This window comes from Paenibacillus ihbetae (assembly GCF_002741055.1).
Taxonomy (GTDB): domain Bacteria; phylum Bacillota; class Bacilli; order Paenibacillales; family Paenibacillaceae; genus Paenibacillus_AQ; species Paenibacillus_AQ ihbetae.
On the sequence record NZ_CP016809.1, the window covers coordinates 1481103 to 1504700 of the forward strand.

The window sequence follows — 23598 nt, forward strand, 5'->3', positions numbered from 1 at the left end:
GATGCAAGTTAAAAAATTGGACGGGAAAGGAGATTCAACTGCACATGAACAGGTTTGATTTAACAGGCAAAACCGCGCTGGTCACCGGATCGGCGCGCGGCTTGGGTCAGGGAATCGCCATTGCTCTCGCCGAGGCGGGAGCCGATATCGTAGCGGTGTCCATGAATACAAGCGCGGAAACGATTGAGGCCGTAAAGTCGTTCGGCCGAAAGGCTTCGGAAATTCGGGTGGACTTAAGTGACCAGAGCAAGCTTGAGGATACGTTCAGTCAGGCGCTGCAGCTAAATGGACGCGTTGACATCCTCGTTAACAACGCCGGCATCATTCGGCGCACACCAGCCAAAGATCATCCGGTGCAGGACTGGCTTGACGTGATCGATCTGAATCTGAACACGGTCTTTATGCTGTCCCAGCTTGCCGGAAGACATATGATCGAGCGCGGAAGCGGAAAAATTATCAATATCTGCTCCATGCTGTCCTATCAAGGCGGAATCAATGTGCCGGGATATACGGCCAGCAAGCATGGCGTTGCCGGTCTGACCAAGGCTTTGGCCAACGAATGGGCAGCCAGCGGTATTCAGGTCAACGGCATCGCGCCGGGTTACATCGAAACCGATAATACCGAGGCGATTCGTCAAGACAAGGAGCGCCGGGCATCCATTACCGAACGGATTCCGGCCGGACGCTGGGGCAAGCCGGAAGATATCGGCGGTCCTGCCGTATTCCTGGCCTCGGCCGCTTCCGATTATATGAACGGTCATATTCTGTGCGTTGACGGCGGCTGGATGGCCCGTTAATGACTTTCGCAAAGCAATAGACTTTTGAGGCCTTCAGGCAGATCCGCCACGCGGTGAGCCTGAAGGCTTTTTATTTATTCCAAATGCCTTCGTCACAGCATGGGACCTTATCGAATGCTTTGCCGTTTAACCGGTCTTCTTCATCCTTTCCTTTCAGCGATTCCATATTGGCGGCTTCAAAGCTTCAATCATATCAAAAGCGCGAATAGCTCCTTCCACCTTTGGGAAAAGCTAACGTTACGGTATGGCCGTCACAGGGCCTTGAACATAGAAAGGATGATATCAATCATGCGCGGAACACGTGCAAAACGATCTGTCAGCCTGCTCTTGCTGCTCTCCCTTGCAAGCACGATGCTGCTTCCCGGTTGTACATTCGACAGCCAGGACCGGGTGCCGACGCCGAATATGGGAATTAACCCGTACCGGGTCAATACGGGGAACCTGCTCGGCAATGCCGTGGAACGCGGCACTTTGCGGATCGGAACCGAGCGGGACTATCCTCCATTCAGCTATCGCGGCACCGGCGGAAGACTTACGGGGTTTGACGTGGAGATTGCCGAAGAGGTCGCACGCCATATGGATCTCAGGGCTGAATTTACAGAAGAAGCCTGGGACCGTCTCCTCCCCGGATTAACCGAAGGTAAATACGATGCCGTTTTTAATCAAATCGAAGACCGGCCCGACCGGCGGGAATTGTACGACTTCTCCATCGCCTATCTGTCAACCGTCCCCGTCTTACTGGTTCGGACCGGGGAAGAAGAAATCCGGTCTTTTTCGGATATGAAGGGCAAACGGATCGGCCTGAACCCGACGGGAGCCTATCAAGAAATTGCCCGGAAGCACGGAGCGGAGGTCGTGCCGGCCAAATATATACGGGAAGCCGCTGACATGCTGGTGAAGGGAAGCGTCGATGCGGTGATCACCGACCAGCTGTCCGTCACCAATCTGAAGCAGCAGCTGCCGGACCTGCCGGTGCAAGCGGCCGCTTCATCCAGGGAGGTATTCGAAGTATCCGCCGCATTCGTGAAAGGGAACCCCGATCTGCTCGCTGCGGTTAACAATGCACTGGCTACCATGCAGCAGGATGGAACCTACTTAACGATCTGGAACAAATACTTTGGGGATACCCCGCAAAGCTACAAAGGCATTCATGACCTCAAGGACAAGCCGTAGCTAAGCCCGCTGTGAGCTTCCCAGTTATAAACCTTGCCAGGCATCCCTGGTGGACCGGCAAGCCAAAATAAGAGGAGCCTGCATTTAGCTGATATCAGCTAAATGCAGGCTCCTTTAAATTATCCGCTCGTTAGGATTCGTCTGTCTTCTCTTCGGCCGCAGCTTCGTCTGCGTCTGCAGGCGCTTCCGTCTCGGCTGCCTCGACGGCCCGTGGTACGATGACCGTGGCTAGCACTTCCTCATCCGAGGCGTGCAGGGTGATGCCCTTCGGCACTTGAATATCGGCAACGGTGAGCTTATCGCCGATTTCGAGCGAGGACACATCGGCTTCAAGCGCCGTCGGCAGCTCGCCCGGCAGTCCCTCGACTTCAAGCTCTGTTACTTGCGTTTGCAGGATCCCGCCTGTTTTGGTTCCGGCAGCGGTTCCATGATATTCGACCGGAATGCTGACACGTACAGGCTTATTCATCGATATGCGAAGAAAATCAATATGAGCGACGTTTCCGCGTCTCTTCTGTATATCTTTAATCAATACGGGAATCTGGCCAGAGCCTGGAATGTCCAGATGGAACACTTCCGAGCGTCCGGTATGAAACAGCTTGGCCGTCTCCTTCAAATCAACGGCTACGGGAATGCTTTCGTCGCCCCCGCCGTATACAACACCCGGAACGCCGCCTCTCTCTCGAAGCGCTCGCCGTGAACCCCTTGTAAATTCATTTCGCACTTGTGCGGTGAGTTGAACGTTGTTTCCTTTTGCCATGAGTAAAAATCCTCCTTTAACGAAAACAAAGTCTATCTCATTATTACCCGTATTTCCTGCTGGTTAATCATTGTTTCTGGAAAGAGCCGAGATAAAAATATATGTTTCACTTCGAAACGTGCAGTGTAATAAGTATTACCCCTTTTGAAATATAAAACAGGAGCCATCCTTCACTGAGAAAAGGATGGCTCCTTCTTTGGATGCCGCATATGACGAACAAGCCGTTTCGCCGCTTGCTTAACTGGCAACCCCGCTGCGCTGGGTTACGGACCATCCCTCGCTTCCGCTATGCATCGAGAAACGGACCGTCTTCTGTCCAGGCGGGATGTCGATATAGTAATCCCGGTCGCCCTCCCGGTTCTCCCACTCGCGGAGCCGTATGATGCAGCCGATCCGCTGAACGCCCGCTGCGGCGTATATGACCGCCCTTGCCTTGCTGTCGACCCCTTGCGATAACGAGACGCTGCCGTCCTGCACGCCGGTTCCCCACACCCATGCGTTCCAGCCCTCGTACTTGCCGTCCTTCCGTTCGTACTCCAGCTCAATCTTGACCAATCCGTCTTTGAAAGCACTGTGGTCTTCATACAGAACCATCAGGGAAACACCAGGTACCCGGATGGACGCCTGATTCGTCGTTCCAATCGGTTCAGTGCCAGCGCGCTCCTCGTTCACCACGATGCTCCAGCGGTATGGCGTAGGCGGCAGCTCGACCGTCAAATCCTGCTCATTCGCGTTGGCAATAACGACGATTTGCCTCCATTCCCCGCTGCGGGAGCCGCCTTGAATACGGCAGGCGACCAAGCGGTCGCTTGCCTGGAGCACCTGCATGCGGCGCTCAATTTCCTCGCGCTTCGACATCCGAAAGGCCGGCTGCGAACGGCGAAGCTGGATCAGTCCTTTATAATAATCGAACACCGGCTTGAACAGCCTTTTGTTGGACCAGCGGATTGCGTTAATGGCATCACCGCTCCGGTAGCTGTTGTGGTCGCCAAATTTCGTCCGGAGCAGCTCGTCGCCAGCGTGCAGCAGCGGAATGCCTTGAGCAAGCAGCACGATCCCGTTGGCAAGCAGGCTGCGGCGGACCGGCTCCGATGACATGACCTGGTCCGCTTCGACGCCGGCATAAGGCCGGGAAGCTGCCGTGGCCTCCCAGAGGCTGCCCCCGTTCCCCAGCCTGCCGTCATGCAGCCGAAGCAGACCCGCCTCCTGGTCCATGCCCAACGCAATCAACATCTTATCCCATAGATTTAGGTTGTCATGGACCGTGACATAATTCACCGTCTCGCAAGCCTCCTGCGCAAAATCGTGGATGGACCCCATCATTCCTTCCGCAATCGCCCCTTCCGTCCACGGTTCGCCGGCAGCAAACCCTCTTCCTCGCCCGTCATTATCGCCTTTGATGGCATACCGGAAATGGTCGTTGAACACCGCAAAGCCTTGGCCCCGCTGCGTGCCCTTCACGGTCTGCTCCGCCAGCGGGCTAAGCCCTCCGGTCCACGGCTCGCCGTAAAACAGCAGCGACGGATCAACCTTCTCCCGAAGCTCCTGCACCACTTCCTTCATGGTGGTTGTATCGATGAGCCCCATCAGATCGAACCGGAATCCGTCGATATGATATTCCTCTGCCCAGTACCTGAGCGAATCCTTGATAAATTTGCGCACCATCGGCTTCTCCGTCGCCAGCTCGTTACCGACCCCGGAACCGTTGGATAGAGCACCGCCCGAGTCCCTGCGATAAAAATATCCCGGAGCAAACCGTTCGAATGGCCCGTCATCCACCGTAAACGTATGGTTGTATACGACATCCATGACGACACGGATTCCGCAGGCATGCAGCGCCTGAATCATTTCCTTTAGCTCGCGGATCCGGACGGCAGGGTCCATCGGGTCGGTTGCATATGATCCTTCGGGAACATTGTAATGCAGCGGATCATAGCCCCAGTTGTACTGGCTGCTGATGGAGTCGGAGCCGTATCCGTCGAGCTCATTGACCGTGGCAAAATCGAAGATCGGAAGCAAATGCACATGCGTGATGCCAAGCTCGACCAGATGGTCCAAACCAAGCGTGTTGCCGTGCTCATCCCTGAGTCCGCGCTCGGTAAAAGCCTTGAATTTCCCTCTATATTTCATTCCCGAATCGGTATGAATCGAGAAATCGCGCACATGAAGCTCGTACACCACGGCATCGGTCGGCTGAAGCAGCGGCGGTCTTACATCGTTCGCCCATCCCTCGGGATTGGTAACGGCCGGATCGATGATCGCTCCCCGGCAGCCGTTAGCCGAAACAGCTCTGGCGTAAGGATCCACCCCATAGCAAGCCGTGTTGTCTTCGGACCGGATCTCGTACATATAAAATTTCCCGTGCAGATCTCCGTGGACATGCACGCTCCAGATTCCATCCAGGCTGCGATCCATTACGTATCGTTCCCCGCCCTCATGGTTTGTCACAAGGCCATTATCGTTGTACTCGCCGGCACTATCATAGAGCGCCAGCCGAACGCTCTTCGCAGCGGGAGCCCACACCTGAAAGATGGTTCCCTGCTTGCTATAGCTCGCTCCCAGCCTGCTGCTCGTACAGCTCTTGATCATGTCCATATTCAACCTCACCGTCGCTTTAAAAGTAGATTCGCATCCAGTATGGGCACCTGAATCATGAGACAGACCTCCAGCATTTGAAAGTAAAACGCTTTCATATATCAGGATATGCCAAAAGCCTTCATTTGGTTTGGGTTCCCGCCAAATCCCCATATTTTTTAGGCTATTATACAAGCAAACATGCCTGCTGTCTTTCTTTTTTTATTGCGAGAATGCTTACGGCACCAAATGAACCAGGAAATTCCGGTCATCTGTTCGAAGCTGATAAAACGTATTGGGATGCTATCGCATCCCTAATCATGCCGCAAACGAAAAAATAGCATCTGTCCGGGTGGACAGATGCCGTCAATTCATCATTTACTTTGGAAAAAGATGTTCAAGATTCCCTTGGGAATATCAAGTTATGACCCAGTTTATGGCGCAAAACGTATAGCTTCAATGAATTACGCGTTCGCAGCGTCGATCGCACGAACCAGCTCGACCACTTCCTCCGCGGTTCCCATCTCCAGCGCTTTCGCTGCGAGCGTCTGCATCTCGGCGCGGGACAGCTTACTGATCTGGCTGCGTGCCGGAAGGATTGAGGTTGCGCTCATGCTGAACTCATCCAGCCCCAGTCCGAGCAAGATCGGAATCGCCGTTGAATCGCCGGCCATTTCGCCGCACATGCCGACCCAGCGGCCTTCGCGGTGGGCAGCGTCAATGACCATTTTAATCAGGCGAAGAATCGCCGGATTGTACGGCTGATACAGATAGGATACGCGTTCGTTCATACGGTCCGCCGCCATCGTATATTGAATCAGATCATTGGTGCCGATGCTGAAGAAATCCACTTCCTTGGCGAATTGGTCAGCCAGCACCGCCGTTGACGGAATTTCGACCATAATCCCCAGCTGGATATTGCTCGCAACCTGGATTCCTTCGGCCTCCAGCTTCGCCTTCTCTTCTTCAAGAACGGCTTTGGCTTCCCGGAATTCGCCGAGCGTAGCGATCATCGGGAACATGATGCGCAGGTTGCCGTGAACGCTGGCGCGAAGCAGCGCGCGCAGCTGCGTTCTGAATATATCCTGGCGGTCAAGGCACAGGCGAACCGCGCGGAAACCGAGGAACGGGTTCATTTCCTTCGGCAAATCGAGGTAAGGAAGCTCCTTGTCGCCGCCGATATCCAGCGTCCGGACGACAACCGGCTTGCCTTCCATTTTCTCCAGGACCGACTTGTACGCGACATATTGAATCTCTTCGGAAGGCAGCTTGTCTCTGCCCATATACAGAAACTCGGTACGATACAGGCCGACCGCTTCGCCGCCGTTATCCAATACGCCGGCCACGTCGTTAGGCGTACCGATATTGGCTGCCAGCTCGACATGCACGCCGTCCTTCGATACGGTCGGCTCGGTGCGAAGCTTCTTCCACTCCTCTACCTGCTTTGCATAAGCCTCTTGCTTGGCGCGATATTGGGCAACGATCGCCTCGGTCGGATTGATGATGACATCGCCTTCCAGGCCGTCAACGATCATGAGGTCGCCGCTCTGAACCGAGGACAGCACATTCTTCGTTCCGACAACGGCCGGAATTTCAAGCGACCGGGCCATGATGGCCGAATGCGAGGTCCGGCCGCCAATGTTCGTCGTAAAGCCCTTCACATATTTGCGGTTCAGCTGCGCCGTATCCGATGGCGTCAAGTCCTCGGCAACGACTATCACTTCCTCGCTGATTTCCGAAGGGCTGACATAATTCAGTCCAAGCAAATGCTTCAGGATGCGCTTCGTCACGTCACGCATGTCGGCAGCCCGTTCCTGCAGATAAGCGCTTTTCATGTTCTCGAACATCTGGATGAACTGCGCTGCCGTTTCGTTTAACGCATATTCTGCATTAACCGACTCGGACTTGATTTTCTCCTTAACCGGATCAATCAGCTCGGGGTCGTTCAGAATGAGAAGGTGAGATTCGAAAATCTCAGCCTTCTTCTCGCCAAGCTCCTGAAGCGTCCGCGCCTTGATCGCTTCCAGCTCAGTCTGGGACTGAGCCAAAGCGGCATCGAGCTTCGCAAGCTCGGCGTCTATGTCCGTCACCTGCTTTTGGCTGATCGAATAATCAGGATGCTCGAGGATGAAAGCCCGGGCAATCGCAATACCAGCCGATGCCGCGATTCCTTTCAGATTATTCATGAAGTTCCCCTAGCCCTTCGTTGATCATGACTTCCTGGAGCGCTTGAAGCGCTTCGCTCTCGTTGCCGCCTTCAGTAATCAGCGTCAGCGTATCACCTTGCTCAAGACCGAGGGACAGCACGCCAAGAATGGATTTCAACGTCACTTTCTTGCCGTTGGATTCCGCGAAAGAATTCGTGTCCTGGAATTTGTTAGCTGTGTTAACCAGTGCTGTTGCAGGGCGTGCATGGATTCCGTCTTCGTCGATAATTCTGAAAGTTTGTTGCATGTTCATCATCCTACTTTCTTCGGTTTTTATAATTTAGGTTCTTTCTAGCATAGCATAAGCCTGCTCATTCAAAGAAGTTTACCCCTTGGTGATCGTGATGATGGCCTCTTCGCCGCTCTTTACATCACCGGTTTTGTTCAGCTTAACCGCTGCGCCTTCCGGCAGATTCGAGAAGATGATCGGAGAAATGATGGATTTGGCATTCTCTTTCACATACTCCAGATCGACCTGCATAATCGGCTGTCCTGCGGTTACAGCATCGCCTTCCTCGACAAGCACGGTAAATCCTTGTCCCTTCAGCTTCACCGTATTTACGCCGATATGGACGAGCACTTCCTTGCCGCCGTCCGACATGATGCCGACCGCGTGCTTGCTCGGGAATACGTTAAACACTTTGCCGTTGACCGGTGAAGCAATGGTTCCGTTATGTGGCACAACCGCGAATCCATCGCCTGTCATGCGCTCCGAAAAGACCGGATCCGGCACATGGGATATATCCATCAGCTCGCCGTCTACCGGAGACACGATCTGCTCCGAGACAAGCGTCCCTTCCGCTGCATCCGTATCACCGGCCTGCTCATTCGAGACGACTGGTTGAACCGGTGCGTCCTCCCCAGGCGAACCCGCCGTGGCAGAGGTTGTTTCAGTTGGAGCTGCTTTCCCGGAAATAATATCCTGGATCTGCGATTTAATCGTATCGGAACGGGTTCCGAAGATCGCCTGGATATTGTTGCCGACCTCAAGCACTCCGGATGCTCCAAGCTGCTTCAATCTGGCTTTATCGACATTGCCCTTGTCTTTGACTTCCACCCGAAGCCGGGTAATGCAAGCATCCAGATGAGCGATATTCGTCTGTCCTCCGAGTGCGGTCAGAATATTGGACGGCAGCTCGTCCTTGCTGCTTCCCGAAGCTTTCGAGCCCGAGTCTGTCGCAGCCGCGGCATCTTCGCGGCCAGGCGTCTTCAGATTGAACTTCCGGATGACGAATCGGAAGCCGAAATAGTAGATGACCGCCAGGATCGCGCCGACGATCAGCACATTCCACCACGGTGTCCGGTTCGGGATGACGCCGAAGATCATGTAATCGATAAGCCCCCCGGAGAAGGTCATGCCGATCTTCGTGCCCAGAATATGCATCGTCATGAAGGACAATCCGGCAAACAGCGCATGGACTGCGAACAGCAGCGGCGCCACGAACAGGAAGGAGAACTCAAGCGGCTCCGTGATTCCTGTCAGGAACGAGGTCAGGGCAGCCGAGCCCATAATGCCGGCGACATATTTCTTGTGCTCCGGTCTTGCCTCGTGGTAGATGGCCAGCGCGGCAGCGGGCAAACCGAACATCATGAACGGGAATTTACCGGTCATGAACGTACCGGCCGTAAATTCCACGCCGTCCCGCAGCTGGGCCATGAATATATTTTGATCACCGCGTACCATTTGACCTGCCTGATTAAAGTATTCCCCGAATTCGAACCAGAATGGGGAGTAGAAGATGTGGTGCAGACCGAATGGAATCAATCCGCGTTCCACGACGCCGAATACGAATGCGGACAGCGTCAAATTTTGTTCCAGCATGAAATGGGATGCGGTGTTAAGCGCAGACTGGATCGGCGGCCAGATCACGACCATCAATAAACCTAGCAATAGTGAAGTCGCAGCCGTCATAATCGGAACAAACCGTTTCCCGGCGAAGAAGCCCAGATAGGACGGAAGCTCCATATTGAAAAATCTTCGGTACATGCTGGCAGCAAGTATGCCGACGATAATTCCGCCGAACACCCCGGTGGCTAATGTCGGGATGCCTAACACACTGGCATACTCGTAATTGGTGCCGATCATGGAAGGGGTTACGCCGATGACGCTTCCCATCGTTACGTTCATGACCAGATACCCGATAATCGCAGCAAGACCCGCTACACCTTCGCCTCCGGCCAAGCCGACGGCTACGCCTACCGCGAACAGCAGCGGCAGATTCGTAAACACGATCTGTCCTGCGTTCATCATGATCGTCGCAGCTGCTTGTACCCAGGCGGCATCAAGCCAAGGCGCATACTTGAGGAAATCCTCATTGACGAGCATATTGCCCAGACCGAGCAGCAGACCGGCAGCCGGAAGGATGGCTACGGGCAGCATCAGCGCTTTACCGACTCTTTGCAAAACGCCGAAAAGCCGTTTAAACATGACGATTCTCACCCTCTATCTAGTTGTTGTCACAGATGTGCGAAATGTGTGTTGCAAGCATAAAACAACAAAAAAAGGCATGAGCAATTACGGGAACCGGTTGGTCTCTAATCCTATGGATTAGATTACCCGAAAATGGGTAATAACAACCAAATTCCTGCAATCCTCATGCCTGATCGAATCAGTTACACGTCGATTTTGCTGTTTTGCTTATGAACTGTTCGTATTGTATCACCGTTCGTACACGGTTGCAACTACCAACTGCCAAGGCTTCATAAAATCTTCACTTTTACTCATCCTGCTGCTTTCGCTGTACCAGACGTTGAAGGTGAATCGTCAAATATCCGGCCTCGGCCGGGTAAACCGGCTTCTTCAGACGCTGCTCCATGATCTTTGTCAGCTTCCAGGCCAAGGAATAAATCTCAGGGTACTCCCGCTTGAGCAGACCGTCAAGCGCACTTGCCTCCTGAACCGCTTCCCCTCTGCGGACCCGTTCCAAAGCGAACCGAAGATGCGTTAACAGCCGGGAATAATCAAGCGAATCCTTCGGAATGACATAATCGAGCTGCTGCTCCACGGTATGTACCAGATCGGCGATCAGCTCCGAATGCTTGCGAACCTCCGATATATGCTGATTGGTAAGCGCCCCGTGAATATGCAGCGCAATGAACCCGATCTCTTCCTCCCCTAAATCGACCCCAAGCTTCTCATGGATCGTCCGAACCGCATACGCCGCCATTTTGTATTCTTCCGGATACATTTCACGGGTTTCATATAAAAAGGGATTATGAATATACAGTCCCTGGGCATGGCGTTTGATTGCAAAAGCAATATGGTCGGTCAATGCAATGTGAATATGCTCGTTCAGGGAAGAACCGCTCGTTTTCTCGGCGTGCGTGACAATCTCATTCATCGCCTCGATCAGCTTCTCATCGATATGCGGGACCAGCTGCTTATACTGCTCCTGTTCCTCCGGCTTGGTCAGAATGAACATTTTCTCCACGGCCGATACCGGAATCCGGTCCTTGTTCTTCTGACCGAAGCCGATTCCCTTACCGATGACGACAACCTCTCCATGCTGGGGATGTATCGCTATGATTACGTTATTATTTAAAACTTTAGCCACTTGTAAGCTGCTCACATTCGCACCTCTTTTGATCAAACGCGTATACTCGGATATCTTAACAGAAATATGAGGTTGCGGCAAAAAAGAATACGATGGCCTCCATAATCACGGCTGTCCGGTCCTGCTCAAGCGGCATTCTATTCAGGGAAAAGAGAGCTGGCTTGCCAGCAGACTGCCGCCGGATGAACCCACCTTCCTTCATATCTCGAACGTTTCCAGCGGCAGGCTGCGGGGTCTACAATCTATGTTCATTCGCTTCAAATGGCAAGCTGAATGTCTATTCTGAATTCGCTTCAAATGGGGCTGACAGCTATACTGTCATGTGTGCATTCGCTTCAACTAAACAGCTGACAGCTGTTGCATTCGTTTCAATTGGCAAGCTGCCCGGCCCTACTCTTCCTTCGCTGCACTCGCTTCAACCGGCACAAGCTCTGGCTCAATGGCTGCCGGCTTTTGGACCTCGGCCGGCTTCTTCGTCAGCCCTTGGATCAACGCCTCCACATCGATTCCCGATACGCTTTTAAGCATTTCAGGCGCGGTTGACATCAGCTCCGTTACATAATTGCTCACCCGAGCGGCGCCTTCGCCCTTCCCTGTGTCGACAACCGTCAGCTTGTCGATCGAAGAGATCGGCTGGGCAATTTTACCTGCAAGCTCAGGCAGCATCTTCACGATAATATCGAGCACCGCAGCCTCGCCGAACTTCTGGAACGCTTCGGCCAGCTTTTCCTTCGCATCCGCCTCGGCAATACCGCGCAGCCGGATAACCTCCGCTTCGGCAGTACCTTTCGCGCGCTCGGCATCGGCGACAGCGAGACCGTCCAGACGCTTCTGCTCGGCCGAGGCCTTTGCCTGTGTTTCGATCGAGTATTGGATCGCATCCGCTTCCCGCATTTTGCGCGCCTTCTCCGCTTCTGCGGCCTGCTCTACGGCATAACGGTCCGCGTCCGCCTTCTTCTTCACTTCGGCATCGTACTGTTTCTGACGAACCATGATTTCTTTTTCCTGCAGATCGATTTCCCGCTCTTTGCGGACGAGCTCAACCTTCATCTGCTCCTCAACCATCGTCTGCTTCGCCCGTGCTTCCTGGATATGGTAGGCCTGGTCGGCTTCCGCCTTGGCCGTATCCTGTTCCTTCTTAAAGGAGGCAACCTTCAGCTCCTTCTCCTTCTCGGCTTCGGCGATATTGGTGTCGCGCAGAAGCTCGGCCTTCTGTCCTTCTTCTTCGGCGCGGGCCTTCTGAATCCGGGCATCCCGGACGGCTTCCGCTTCCGCGATCTCCGCATCCCGCTTTACGGTTGCGATCCGCGGTTTACCCAGCGCTTCCAGATAACCGTGCTTATCCCGCACATCCTTGATCGTGAACGAAACGATCTGAAGCCCCATTTTCTTCAAGTCTCTCGCAGCGACCCCTTGCACCTCCTGGGCGAACTTGTCACGGTTCCGGTATACTTCCTCAACCGTCATCGAACCGAGGATCGCGCGCAGATGACCTTCCAGCACCTCTTGCGCTTCGCCCTTCAATGCCTCGATCGGCTTGCCCATGAATTGCTCGGCAGCTGTGGCCACGTCCTCAATGGAGCTGCCGACCTTGATGATCGCAACCCCGTCGGCCATGACCGGAACGCCCTGCTCTGTGTACACTTCCGGCGTCATCACGTCAAGCTTATGGGATAACAGCGAAACGAACTCGGACCGCTGAAATACCGGCAGAATAAACGCTCCGCCGCCTCGAACGATTTTGATCTTGCGGCCGGATTCGTCCTCCGAAATATTTTTGCTGCCGAGGAAAGATCCTGTCACGATCATCGCCTCATCCGGGCTGACCGTCTTGTAGCGAGCCCAAAAAGCAAGGCCCAGCACGATCAGGACACCTACAACAATCGATGGAATTACCAAATACTCTGGCATGTTCTCATTCATCTCCTTTTCGTTCTTCCAGTTCGGACACACGGAGGACACCATCAACGACGTCGATGACCACGACCCGGATCCCGGCGGGCAGGACGCTGCGGTCAAAGCTTGAAGCGATATGCGTCGTATTGCCTGCGCCTACCTTGATCATGACTTCACCAAAGCCTTCGGCCGGCAGCGGTACCGTAACGACACCAATTCGCCCTGCCAGCTCCTTTATGGAGAAGCCCGTGGAGTTCTCGCTGTTCTCCATCGGCTTGACATAGCCGAAGTAGACCATAATCGAGATCCCGATTGCCGCTAATATGGACAGCGTAATATGGGCTCCTGCCGCCAAGTCCGTATATTTCATCAGCATGATCCCGGTTCCGCCGAAGACGGTGATTCCTCCTGCAATCACAACCGGATTAAAAAAATCCACCGACAAAAAGTCCAGGAGACCGTCCAGCGCCGAGCTGAGAATATCTCCGAGCAGCACGGTGACGACGGCGAACAGAATGCCTCCGATCAGACAGCCCCAATATAACGCTTCCATGATGATTGCCCCCTCTCGAATCCCTCACTGTGTATAACAAGTAATACGGCAAAAAGTTTGCTAAAGTTTCAATTATTTGCCGTAATCGTATGGAAATCTCTTCATATCTCCCCATTTTACATGAAAAAAAGCCGCCCAGCCGCAGATATTTCCACGTGAAGGACAGCTTCTTGTAAGGCTGCTTGCAGCCAATATTATCGGCATTGCTTCATTGTTCCTAATCCGCTGAAGCTTACAGCGACATTTTATAAATTTCGACAACATCCTCGCGCTGCAGCTTGCGGAAATTGCCGAAGGGACCGAAGCGCATCGCCTTATCGGCCATCGCCTCAATTTCGGAGTCGTCAATGTTATAGTCTGCCAGCGTGCTCGGGGCTCCGATCGAGCTCCAGAAACGGCGGAGCGCCTCAATGCCTTCGAGTCCAGCCTCTTCGTCGGACTTGCCGGCAGGATCGATCCCGAACACATTGACCGCGAGCGACTTGAAGCGTGCAGGCTGTGCAGGCAGATTATATTTCATCCAGTTCGGGAACACAATCGCCAGGCCGCCGCCATGCGGGATGTCGTACACAGCCGACACTGCATGCTCGATATTATGGGTTGCCCAGTCGCCGGCCATGCCCATATTGATCATGCCGTTCAGGGCCATCGTTCCGCAGTACATCACCGTCTCCCGCAGCTCGTAGTTTTCCAGGTCCTCGACCAGCTTCGGCGCCGTATCGATCATCGTGCGCAAAATCGTCTCGCAGAAGCCGTCTTGAACCGGCGTATTGGTATCCTGGTGGAAATAATGCTCGAGAACATGCGACATGATGTCGACGATGCCGTATACCGTCTGATCGCGGGGAAGCGTGAACGTATGTACGGGATCCAAAATCGAGAACGCGGGATACGCCCACGGGCTTCCCCAGCCCATCTTCTCCTTCGTTGCTTCGTTCGTGATGACCGAGCCCCCGTTCATCTCGGAACCCGTTGCGGCCATGGTCAGTACGGTGCCGAGCGGAAGCGCTCCTTGCGGGGTAGCCTTACGCTCGACGAAATCCCACATATCCCCGTCGTACTTGGCACCGACGGCAATCGCCTTCGAACAGTCAATGACGCTCCCCCCGCCTACGGCCAGGATCAGATCGATGCTGTGCTCACGGCAGAGCGAAACGCCTTTATGAACCGTGGACAGTCGCGGATTCGGCTCTACGCCGGCCAGCTCAGTTACGGATACTCCCGCTTCCTTTAGCAAGGAGAGGACCTGATCATACAGGCCGCTTCGTTTGATGCTCCCGCCGCCGTATACGAGCAGTACGTTCTTGTCGTATTTCGACACTTCCTCCTTCAGGGCGCTCAGCTTGCCTTTCCCGAATATCAGCCGGGTCGGATTATGAAATACAAAAGGTCTCATGTTGCGTACCTCCAATAAGTGTAATGGGATTGTGCTAATGTGTCTTTGCTGCTCTATCATTTTACCCCATTCCCGTAGGACATAACAAACAGGCACCTGGCCGAGCGCAAGAGAAGCAATTGAATGCAAGGTTTGGCGCCATCGTATCCTGTCGTTTGGCCATGAAAAAGCCGTCCCTATGCAAAAGGCGGTTCGAAAACCTGCCTGCCATTTGCATAGGAACGGCCGCTATAGGGGCTCACATCCTTCAAGGCTGGTGCCAAAACGGAGATGATGCTCTCTTATGACGCTGCGTGCGCATGCTTTGCTCCGGATGCTTTGCCTTCGGCTCCGGCATTTATCCCTGCTCCGTCACAAAGCCCATGCTGCTCAAGAAGCGCTTGAAGGCTTGCTGCCCTTCCGCTGTTTGTTTATAAACGCCTGCATGCTCCAGAATCGTGGTGAACTTCTGACCTACCTCCCGGCGTATCCACTCCGCGGCTTCCGCTTTATCCGAGGCGGCCGGCAGACGCTCCCGCAGGCTCTGAATCCACTCGCCGTGAACGGCAAGCGGGTGATCCGGCTGGCGGCTGGCGGCGTAAAGTTCTTCGTTGCCGGCTAATATATCGGCGATCCAATCGAGCTCCACCTTAAGCCGGCCCGGGAGGATGGCAAGTCCCATCACCTCGATCAAGCCGATATTTTCCTTCTTGATATGGTGCATCTCGCGGTGCGGATGAAAAATCCCCTCCGGATGCGCTGCACTCGTCCGGTTGTTGCGCAGCACCAAATCCATTTCATACCCGCCGTCCGCATCTCTTCGCGCAATCGGTGTCACCGTGTTATGTCGGACACGCGCTCCATCCTTCTCGCTGAAAGCCAGAATATCCGCTTCCGGGTCACTGTAGGATTTCCAGGCTTCGTAAATTTGGGACGCGCAATCCAGCAGCCGCTGCCGGTCCTTCGAGGCGAGCCGGATTACGGACATCGGCCATTTCACGATGTCGACCGATACACCCGGGAACTGCGAGTGTACGAACCCGAGCACACGGGGGGCATTCTGGATCGGGAAAGTGTGCCGTCCTCCCTGGAAATGGTCATGCGTCAGAATAGAACCGCCGACAATCGGCAAATCCGCATTCGAGCCAAGGAAATAGTGCGGGTAAATATCCACGAAGCTCAAGAGGCGGGCCAGCGTCTCCGTCGTCAGCTTCATCGGAACATGCTCCCGATGAAATACGATGCAGTGTTCGTTGTAATAAACGTATGGCGAGTATTGGAAGAACCACGGCTCCCCGTTCAGCTCAAGCGGCAGGATGCGCAAGTTTTGGCGGGCCGGGTGGTTTACCCTGCCCGCATACCCTACATTTTCGCGGCATAGCTGGCATTTCGGATAGACGGGCGGAGGAAGCAGCTTCGCCATCGCGATTTCCTTCGGGCTTTTTTCCGGCTTGGACAGATTGATCGTGATCTCGATATCCCCGTATTCGCTCGGATGCTTCCAATACTCGTTCTTGGCCACGCGGTCCATGCGGATGTAATTGGAGTCGATGCTGAGGTTATAAAACCAGCTTGTAGCCGCCTCAATCCCCTGCTCCTCCCTCAAGGTTTGAAAGGCCTGCTCCACCTCCGAAGGCCTTGCCATCAGCCGTCCCATAATTTTGGCATCCAGCAAATCCCGATACGTATCCGTATTTTCCGGGATGAGGCCGTGAGCGGCCCCGTAATCGATCAGCGTATCGAGCAAGGATTGGGGTCCTTCAGGGACTTCACCCTTGACCTCTTCAAGGTACGGCTCGCTGAACCCGAAATCCTCCAGCAGAAGATTCCGGCTGTAGTCGACGTCCGCTTCGCGGATCAGGCCTTTCTGCAGGGCATATGTTACCAGCATTTCGATCGCGTACTGGGCCAGTTTTGCTTCGGGAGTGCTTGCAGTTGTCCTATCCATCTTGATCTCCCCCTTGGATTTATCGATTCCCGTAACCATCCGGATGGCTGCTGTGCCATCTCCAGGCGCTTTCAATGATTTCCTCGAGCGTCGTACGCGCCGGCTTCCATCCGAGCACGGCCCGCGCCTTATCGGAAGAGGCCACCAGCACCGCCGGATCCCCGGCCCGTCTGGCTTCCATCACAACCGGAATGTCGGCTCCGGTCACCTTTCTCGACGTTTCGATCACTTCGTTCACCGAGAAGCCCAGCCCGTTGCCAAGGTTGAACACATTGCTGGGCTCCCCGCGCCGCAAATATTCAACCGCCCGCAGATGGGCATCCGCCAGGTCGCTGACATGGATATAATCCCGGACGCAGGTGCCGTCCGGTGTAGCATAATCGCTGCCGAACACCGAAATATGCGGGCGCTGCTTCAGCGCCGTCTGCAGCACGAGCGGAATCAGATGGCTCTCCGGCCGGTGATCCTCGCCGATCTTCCCGCTTTCATGCGAGCCGGCGGCATTGAAATAGCGAAGGGAGACATATTTGATGCCGAGCACCGTATCGAACCAGGCCATCATCCGCTCCATCATCAGCTTGGTTTCGCCGTACACATTCGTCGGCTGCGTCCGATCCGCTTCCTCAATCGGCACTTTCTCAGGCTCGCCATATGTCGCTGCCGTTGAAGAGAAGACGATCTTCCGGACATTCGCTTCATTCATCGCTTCCAGCAGGCACAGCGTTCCATAGACGTTGTTGTCATAGTACTTGACAGGGTCCTTCATGCTCTCGCCAACGAGCGAGTTTGCTGCGAAGTGGATGACGGCATCGATTTCATTTTCCGAAAACAGCTGCTTCAGCAGCGCCTTATCACGCAGATCCCCCTCATACAGCTTTCCGCCAAGCAGCGCCTCGCGGTGTCCCGTCTCCAGGCTGTCGATGACAACCACCTCTTCACCCTTCTCCAGCAGTTCTGCCACGGTATGCGAGCCGATATACCCTGCTCCCCCGGTTACCAATATAGCCATTTTAGTTGCCCTCCTTTATTTCATGTACGCCGTGACCGACGCCGCATACGTAGAAATCGGCTTTCAGTCCGGTTCTTGCCTCATACTTTCGGCCAACCTCTTCGATAAAGCGCTCCACCGCATCCTCATGAACAAGCGATACCGTACATCCTCCGAATCCGGCGCCGGTCATTCTGGAGCCAAGCGTCCCCGGTATCCGCTGCGCTTCCTCTACCAGGGCATCGAGCTCATCCCCGGTCACTTCATACAGATAGCGAAGCGATTCATGCGATTGGTTCATGTATTGTCCGAATGCTTCCAGATCGTTATCCTTCAAAGCCTTCACCGAGTCGAGCACGCGCTGATTCTCTTCAACAACATGCTGGGCCCGTCTGGATACCGTTTCATCCTTGATGGAGTCCCGAACATCCTTGAACTGCTGCGGGTTAAGCTGAGCCAGGTACGACAGCGCCGGAAGTTCCTTCTGTAAAATTTCAAGCGCCTTGTCGCATTCGCTGCGGCGTTCATTGTACTTGGAATCAACGAGGCCGCGGCGCTTATTGGTATTGGCAATGACCAGCTTGTAAGCCCCCGTCCGGAAAGGAACGAGCTCATACTCCAGCGTATCGCACATGAGCAGAATCGCATGGTCTTTTCTTCCGTTGGCTACGGCAAATTGGTCCATGATGCCGGAGTTGACGCCGACGAACTGGTTCTCGGCACGCTGGGACAGCTTCGCGATCTCCACCGTATCCCTCTCCTTGCCTTCCATCGACAGGAGAGCATAGGCGGTCACAACCTCCAGCGACGCTGAGGAGGAAAGACCCGCACCATTCGGAATATCGCCATGGTAGAGCAGATCGTAGCCGCTGGAGAGCGTAACGCCAAGCTTGTTCAGCTCCACGATGACACCCGCCGGATAATCCGTCCATTCCTCCGTCTTGGTGCCGATATCCTGCAAGCGGATATCAGCTGTGTGGGCCAGATTCGTTGAAGCCAGCGACAGCTTGTCATCGTCGCGCGGACGGATGATTAAGGTGGTGCCGAATTCCAGCGCCGCCGGTAGAACGTAACCGCCGTTATAATCCAAGTGCTCGCCGATCAGATTGACGCGCCCCGGCGCGTTGAATATTCGGGCCTGATGCTTGCTTTCACCGTGCTTATTCTTGAATGCTTCCATAAGTTGATTTGTGTCCACTGCCAATCACTCCATCCTGTACATATGGTAGATTTACTGATTCAAGTATAGCGAAATTGACGTCTGGCGGTAATGAAGTCTTGTGAGTTACATATGGATTTATGTGACCTTGCAGGATACAATAAGGTTGGATTGCAGACAGCATGACATCAGCTCCATCCCTTGTAGCAAGCAAGCTAGACTCTATGTTAAGGAAGGTCATTTTATTGAAACCGACAACCTATTCTGTTGCATCGAACCCGGCCCAGCCGGAAGCCTCCAGGCTGAGAGTGCGGTTTGCCGGCGAAAGCCAGACGCTCCCCAGGCATGCGCTCGGGCCCAAAATATACGATCATTTCCTGCTGCATGTCATTGAATCAGGCCGCGGAACCTTCCGTACCGAGTCCGATACATACCCGCTCGGGCCCGGAGACTGCTTTCTCATTCACCCGGGGCAGCTTGTCAGCTACGTCTCCGACCACAACGATCCGTGGCGGTACCGCTGGGTTGCCTTTGACGGGGACGCCGCCGCCGAGGAGGTCGAAGCCACCGGCCTGCTGCCTGAGCGGCCGGTTCTTCATATGCCTTGCGAGAGCCTTATTCCCGGCTATATATCGCGCATTCAAGCCGGCTTCCAGACGAAGGAGGAAAGCTCTCATGTAGCCGCCGTCGGCTACCTCTACCTCATATGGGCGGAAATTATGCGGCTCGGCGGGAGCCCCGCACAGGTTCTGCTGGCCGAACCGCAGGTTCAGCGCACGGTGAAGCAAATGATCAATTATATGACCGCCCAGTATGCCCATCCCGTCTCCATCGAGCAGATGTGTGCGAGTCTCGGTTACAATCGCGCATATCTTTCGCGCATCTTCAAGAAAGAAACCGGGATGACCCCCATCACCTATTTGCTCCGCCTGCGAATCGATCAGTCCAAGCGGCTGCTGCGCGAGCGTCCTGATCTGTCCATTGAACAGGTCGCCGCTTCGGTGGGCCTGACGGATCCGCTCTACTTCTCGCGCCAGTTCAAGCGTTGGGTCGGGAAATCCCCCACCCGATACCGGAAGGATATCGAAGGTGCCCCGGCAGAAGATTAAACTATGACCCCTGCCGCTTCAGCAAAAGAGCGCCCCGGAAGGTCAACCATCTTGACCCGGGACGCTCTTCTTCATTCAGTAATCGATTATTCCGTTGTTCTTAAAAGATCATCGCATCATAAAGCTTGCTGCCTCTCGCAAATCGATTCGGGTTTAGGACGATTTATCCTCGCTCTCCGTCTTCAGGATCGCCTCGATCCGGTCGAGCTCCTCTTTGGAGAAATCCAAATGATTCAGGGCAGCCACATTATCCTCGATCTGGCTAACCTTGCTCGCACCGATCAAGGCCGAGGTTACTCTTCCCCCTCGCAGCACCCAGGCCAGGGCGAATTGAGCCAGGCTCTGGCCGCGTGCGGCCGCCATCTGGTTCAGCGCCCGGATTTTACGGAGAACGTCCGGCGTGATGTTGCCTTCGTTCAGGAATACCGACGCGCTGGCTGCGCGCGAATCGACAGGCACGCCGTTCAAATATTTATTCGTCAGAAGCCCTTGAGCGAGCGGCGTAAAGGCAATGCTGCCGACTCCGTTCTCCTCGAGCACGTCCAGCAGGCCGTTCTCTACCCACCGGTCCAGCATGGAGTAGCTCGGCTGATGAATCAGCAGCGGCGTGCCGAGATCCTTCAGAATCGAGATTGCTTCCCTCGTCTTCTCAGGGGAATAGTTGGATATTCCGATATACAGGGCCTTACCGGACCGGACAATGTGATCAAGCGCCATCATCGTCTCTTCGAGCGGTGTTTCCGGATCCATCCGGTGATGATAGAAAATATCAACATAATCCAATCCCATCCGCTTGAGGCTCTGATCGAGACTGGATACCAAATACTTGCGCGAGCCCCAATCGCCATATGGACCCGGCCACATATAATAGCCTGCCTTGGAAGAGATGACGATTTCGTCGCGATAGGCCTTCAGATCCCTGGAGAGAATTTTTCCGAACGTCTCTTCCGCTGAGCCTGGGGGCGGTCCGTAATTGTTCGCCAGGTCAAAGTGCGTGATACCAAGGTCAAATGCGCGCGTAATCATATTACGTCCGTTCTCATACGTATCGATGCCGCCGAAATTATGCCATAAGCCGAGCGAGATAGCCGGAAGCTTCAAGCCGGATCGCCCGCAGCGGTTATAGATCATGCCTTCATAGCGGTCTTCGCTAGCCACGTAGGTCACTTATATCCCTGCCTCTCGATTAAGGTTACGTCCATTGCAAGAAATATCTTATCCTGTTTTGCCGCCTGTTGACAAGAAAACGATTACAGCTTGGTATGGATCAGCTTGTCAACCTCCGTCATGACCTCGCCGATGCGGTCCGCGATCAGGAGTCCCGCCCGATGATCATATGGCGTAGGATCCGCATTCAGAAGGGCTACTTTGCTTCCTTGAAAGTAGGAAACCAGACCCGCTGCCGGATGTACGGTCAATGAAGTGCCTCCGATGATCAACAGATCCGCCGTCGAAATTTCCTGAATCGAACGCATGAGGATCTTTTGGTCAAGCTCTTCCTCATATAATACAACGTCCGGTCTGACCACCCCGCCGCAGTCCGGGCAGCGCGGAACCGTCTCCTTAATGTCCAGAATGTCCTGAAGGCTGAAAAACCGGGAGCATTCCATGCAATAATTGCGATGCACCGAGCCATGGAGCTCCAGCACGTCGGCGCAGCCGGCGCTCTGATGGAGACCATCGATATTTTGCGTGATGACCGCTTTCAGCTTGCCCTCTCGCGCAAGTCTCGACAGCAGGCGATGACAGCCGTTTGGCTGCGCATGGGGATGCAGCATTTTACTCCGGTAGAAATCATAGAACACCTCAGGGTGCTTCATGAAAAATGAGTGGCTGAGCATAACCTCCGGCGGATACGGAGACTGATGCTCGCTCTGATACAAACCGGCTGCCGAACGGAAATCAGGTATTCCGCTCTCGGTAGACGTGCCGGCCCCTCCGAAAAAAACAATATAATCGCTTGCCTCAATCCATGTTGCCAACTGCTCGATCTTCTTCCTGTTCTCCACTCTTCACACCTCCTCACAGCCAAATTACTGTCGCTTCAGAATTTTGCTAAATGCGATTACAGCCGCCACCGTTACCATTGATAGACGGGCTGAACCATTTCGCGCTATATATTTCTATATATTGCAGATTGTACTTTGGATTTTAGCAAAATCCTCACGTCTATCTATACACCTCTAGTTCATTATAATCGGAGATGACGACATCGGCATCTATCAAATGAGCCGCATCTTCGATATTGTCGCACAAGCCTACCGCCAGGGCTGCTCCCGCCTGCTTGCCCATCTGCATATCCGCGTTGCTGTCTCCGACGACCACCGCCTCCTCAGGCTTGATGCCGAGCAGCCTGCACGCCATCTCCGCCATGTCCGGATGAGGTTTGCCGTTTCGGACCTGGTCCCGGCCGATGATAGCGGTAAAGTAGGAGCTTAGTCCGAGCCACTCGATATGCTCCATCGCTGCCGCAGTGTCGTCTGACGTAACGACGGCCAGCTTCAAGGATGACTGCTTGCATTTGGTCAAAAATTGCTCGAGACCCTCCATCGGAAATGCCGGCTTGCTGCGGCGGATTTCATACATGGCATTCTTCGTCATTTGCTTGACTTGAATAATCGCCTCGTTCCACGGCATGCCTGCGGCATATAGCTGCCAGGCGAGCATGCCCGTCGTTTCCTCCACGGTTCCCATGGCCAGCGGCCCCGTAACATCATAACCGCAGATATGCCCCTTCGCATCATGCTTCGTCCCGAGGACTTGCTCCCGAGGGCTGGTAAAGCCTGCCCCCATCATCGCAAGCTGCTTCTCCATGGAGTCCAGCACATATTCGGCCCATCCTCCCCATAATGTCAAGAAATGGAGCAGCGTACCGTCTTTGTCAAACAAGATTCCTTCACAAGGCACCGATCGTTCTTTTCCGGTTATTTGCAGCTTCGGCAATGGATGACCCTCCCCGTCGTCAAGTTCTATTATTATTAAACCATGAATCGAACGAGGATATAAGCTGAAATCCATCCGAATATTTCCGTTCACCGTCCAAACGAAAAACTTCCAATCTTTAGTTAAATATTGTGATTCATGACAATTAAGCCGTGGTAAGTAACAGATACAGTAAGGCCATGATGTCAAAATAAGGAGGATTGGTGATGGCTCAGAACAGCAACCGCAAGATGACGAGAGAAGAAGCCGGCCGTTTGGGCGGCGAAGCTACCGCTAAAAATCACAGCCGGGAATTTTACCAGGAGATCGGTAAAAAAGGCGGGCGGGCAACGTCACGCAACCATAGCCGCGATTTTTACCAGGAAATCGGGCAAAAGGGCGGAGAAGCCACTTCCCGGAATCATTCCCGAGAGTTTTATCAGGAAATCGGCCGCAAAGGCGGACGAAAATAATATAAGCACGAGGCGGCTTTTTTGAACAACCTTTATAAATAAGCAGTCCGGGAGGCCTGTTCCCCATTCGGGGAGCAGGCTCTTTTTTGCCGCGCAGTCCCCCGCCAGCC

19 protein-coding genes are annotated in these 23598 nt (G+C 54.2%); 4 read left to right on the top strand and 15 right to left on the bottom strand.

Annotated elements, in window-relative coordinates; all coding sequences use genetic code 11:
• The first annotated feature begins 44 nt into the window (after positions 1–44).
• Together kduD and BBD41_RS06780 are read left to right on the top strand one after the other, a co-directional pair.
• Positions 45–797, top strand: coding sequence for a 2-dehydro-3-deoxy-D-gluconate 5-dehydrogenase KduD (gene kduD / locus BBD41_RS06775; RefSeq protein WP_077569147.1), 753 nt, complete (start codon positions 45–47; stop codon positions 795–797).
• Positions 798–1085: 288 nt separating this feature from the next.
• Complete coding sequence (locus BBD41_RS06780) at positions 1086–1970, top strand: transporter substrate-binding domain-containing protein (protein ID WP_077569148.1); 885 nt, start codon at positions 1086–1088, stop codon at positions 1968–1970.
• 130 nt (positions 1971–2100) lie between these two features.
• On the opposite strand, the gene BBD41_RS06785 is transcribed toward BBD41_RS06780, so the two are convergent.
• From BBD41_RS06785 to BBD41_RS06840, 12 genes are all read right to left on the bottom strand, one after another.
• Positions 2101–2730 carry a 50S ribosomal protein L25 gene (locus BBD41_RS06785; protein ID WP_077569149.1) on the bottom strand — a complete coding sequence of 210 codons (630 nt, stop codon included), beginning with the start codon at positions 2728–2730 and terminating at the stop codon, positions 2101–2103.
• 237 nt (positions 2731–2967) lie between these two features.
• The gene (gene pulA / locus BBD41_RS06790; RefSeq protein ID WP_099477088.1) at positions 2968–5325 is read right to left on the bottom strand and encodes a type I pullulanase; all 2358 of its coding nucleotides are present in this window, start codon (positions 5323–5325) and stop codon (positions 2968–2970) included.
• A 443-nt stretch (positions 5326–5768) separates the two neighbouring features.
• The gene (ptsP, locus tag BBD41_RS06795) at positions 5769–7490 is read right to left on the bottom strand and encodes a phosphoenolpyruvate--protein phosphotransferase (RefSeq protein WP_099477089.1); all 1722 of its coding nucleotides are present in this window, start codon (positions 7488–7490) and stop codon (positions 5769–5771) included.
• Positions 7483–7758 (bottom strand): HPr family phosphocarrier protein, encoded by a 276-nt coding sequence (locus BBD41_RS06800; RefSeq protein ID WP_007129281.1) that lies wholly within the window; start codon positions 7756–7758, stop codon positions 7483–7485. Before BBD41_RS06800 ends, ptsP begins: the two co-directional genes overlap by 8 nt.
• A gap of 78 nt (positions 7759–7836) precedes the next feature.
• Positions 7837–9939, bottom strand: a complete 2103-nt coding sequence (gene ptsG / locus BBD41_RS06805) for a glucose-specific PTS transporter subunit IIBC (RefSeq protein WP_028405017.1) — start codon at positions 9937–9939, stop codon at positions 7837–7839.
• A gap of 289 nt (positions 9940–10228) precedes the next feature.
• On the bottom strand, positions 10229–11080 hold the full coding sequence (gene glcT, locus BBD41_RS06810) for a glucose PTS transporter transcription antiterminator GlcT (RefSeq protein ID WP_099477090.1): 852 nt from the start codon (positions 11078–11080) through the stop codon (positions 10229–10231).
• A 375-nt stretch (positions 11081–11455) separates the two neighbouring features.
• Positions 11456–12976 (bottom strand): flotillin lipid rafts scaffold protein FloT, encoded by a 1521-nt coding sequence (locus BBD41_RS06815; protein ID WP_007129278.1) that lies wholly within the window; start codon positions 12974–12976, stop codon positions 11456–11458.
• A gap of 4 nt (positions 12977–12980) precedes the next feature.
• On the bottom strand, positions 12981–13514 hold the full coding sequence (locus tag BBD41_RS06820) for an NfeD family membrane protein (RefSeq protein WP_007129277.1): 534 nt from the start codon (positions 13512–13514) through the stop codon (positions 12981–12983).
• 232 nt (positions 13515–13746) lie between these two features.
• On the bottom strand, positions 13747–14910 hold the full coding sequence (locus tag BBD41_RS06825; protein ID WP_099477091.1) for an iron-containing alcohol dehydrogenase: 1164 nt from the start codon (positions 14908–14910) through the stop codon (positions 13747–13749).
• 337 nt (positions 14911–15247) lie between these two features.
• A complete protein-coding gene (locus BBD41_RS06830) occupies positions 15248–16837 on the bottom strand; it encodes a UDP-glucose--hexose-1-phosphate uridylyltransferase (protein ID WP_099480497.1) in 1590 nt (529 codons plus the stop codon).
• Between the two features lie 19 nt (positions 16838–16856).
• On the bottom strand, positions 16857–17846 hold the full coding sequence (gene galE / locus BBD41_RS06835; protein WP_077569155.1) for a UDP-glucose 4-epimerase GalE: 990 nt from the start codon (positions 17844–17846) through the stop codon (positions 16857–16859).
• A 1-nt stretch (position 17847) separates the two neighbouring features.
• Entirely contained in the window at positions 17848–19023 is a 1176-nt protein-coding gene (locus tag BBD41_RS06840) for a galactokinase (RefSeq protein ID WP_099480500.1), read from the bottom strand.
• A 185-nt stretch (positions 19024–19208) separates the two neighbouring features.
• On the opposite strand from BBD41_RS06840, the gene BBD41_RS06845 reads away from it, so the two are divergent.
• The gene (locus BBD41_RS06845) at positions 19209–20093 is read left to right on the top strand and encodes an AraC family transcriptional regulator (protein WP_077569157.1); all 885 of its coding nucleotides are present in this window, start codon (positions 19209–19211) and stop codon (positions 20091–20093) included.
• A 153-nt stretch (positions 20094–20246) separates the two neighbouring features.
• Here the strand turns inward: BBD41_RS06845 and mgrA are convergent, their stop codons facing one another.
• From mgrA to BBD41_RS06860, 3 genes are all read right to left on the bottom strand, one after another.
• Positions 20247–21260: an L-glyceraldehyde 3-phosphate reductase gene (gene mgrA / locus BBD41_RS06850; protein ID WP_077569158.1), complete on the bottom strand. Its 1014-nt coding sequence runs from the start codon at positions 21258–21260 to the stop codon at positions 20247–20249.
• An 83-nt stretch (positions 21261–21343) separates the two neighbouring features.
• Positions 21344–22102: an NAD-dependent protein deacylase gene (locus BBD41_RS06855; RefSeq protein ID WP_099477092.1), complete on the bottom strand. Its 759-nt coding sequence runs from the start codon at positions 22100–22102 to the stop codon at positions 21344–21346.
• 160 nt (positions 22103–22262) lie between these two features.
• Complete coding sequence (locus tag BBD41_RS06860) at positions 22263–23036, bottom strand: HAD family hydrolase (protein WP_077569160.1); 774 nt, start codon at positions 23034–23036, stop codon at positions 22263–22265.
• 206 nt (positions 23037–23242) lie between these two features.
• Here BBD41_RS06860 and BBD41_RS06865 point away from each other — a divergent pair, with 206 nt between their 5' ends.
• Positions 23243–23488, top strand: coding sequence for a KGG domain-containing protein (locus BBD41_RS06865; protein ID WP_099477093.1), 246 nt, complete (start codon positions 23243–23245; stop codon positions 23486–23488).
• Positions 23489–23598: the final 110 nt, after the last annotated feature.

Coding starts and splice junctions, on each gene's coding strand:
- galE (WP_077569155.1), bottom strand. CDS start 17,846: ATGGCTATATTGGTAACCGGGGGAGCAGGGTATATCGGCTCGCATACC.
- ptsP (WP_099477089.1), bottom strand. CDS start 7,490: ATGAATAATCTGAAAGGAATCGCGGCATCGGCTGGTATTGCGATTGCC.
- ptsG (WP_028405017.1), bottom strand. CDS start 9,939: ATGTTTAAACGGCTTTTCGGCGTTTTGCAAAGAGTCGGTAAAGCGCTG.
- BBD41_RS06785 (WP_077569149.1), bottom strand. CDS start 2,730: ATGGCAAAAGGAAACAACGTTCAACTCACCGCACAAGTGCGAAATGAA.
- kduD (WP_077569147.1), top strand. CDS start 45: ATGAACAGGTTTGATTTAACAGGCAAAACCGCGCTGGTCACCGGATCG.
- pulA (WP_099477088.1), bottom strand. CDS start 5,325: ATGGACATGATCAAGAGCTGTACGAGCAGCAGGCTGGGAGCGAGCTAT.
- BBD41_RS06845 (WP_077569157.1), top strand. CDS start 19,209: ATGTTAAGGAAGGTCATTTTATTGAAACCGACAACCTATTCTGTTGCA.
- BBD41_RS06800 (WP_007129281.1), bottom strand. CDS start 7,758: ATGCAACAAACTTTCAGAATTATCGACGAAGACGGAATCCATGCACGC.
- BBD41_RS06820 (WP_007129277.1), bottom strand. CDS start 13,514: ATGGAAGCGTTATATTGGGGCTGTCTGATCGGAGGCATTCTGTTCGCC.
- BBD41_RS06780 (WP_077569148.1), top strand. CDS start 1,086: ATGCGCGGAACACGTGCAAAACGATCTGTCAGCCTGCTCTTGCTGCTC.
- BBD41_RS06815 (WP_007129278.1), bottom strand. CDS start 12,976: ATGCCAGAGTATTTGGTAATTCCATCGATTGTTGTAGGTGTCCTGATC.
- BBD41_RS06825 (WP_099477091.1), bottom strand. CDS start 14,910: ATGAGACCTTTTGTATTTCATAATCCGACCCGGCTGATATTCGGGAAA.
- BBD41_RS06865 (WP_099477093.1), top strand. CDS start 23,243: ATGGCTCAGAACAGCAACCGCAAGATGACGAGAGAAGAAGCCGGCCGT.
- BBD41_RS06830 (WP_099480497.1), bottom strand. CDS start 16,837: ATGGATAGGACAACTGCAAGCACTCCCGAAGCAAAACTGGCCCAGTAC.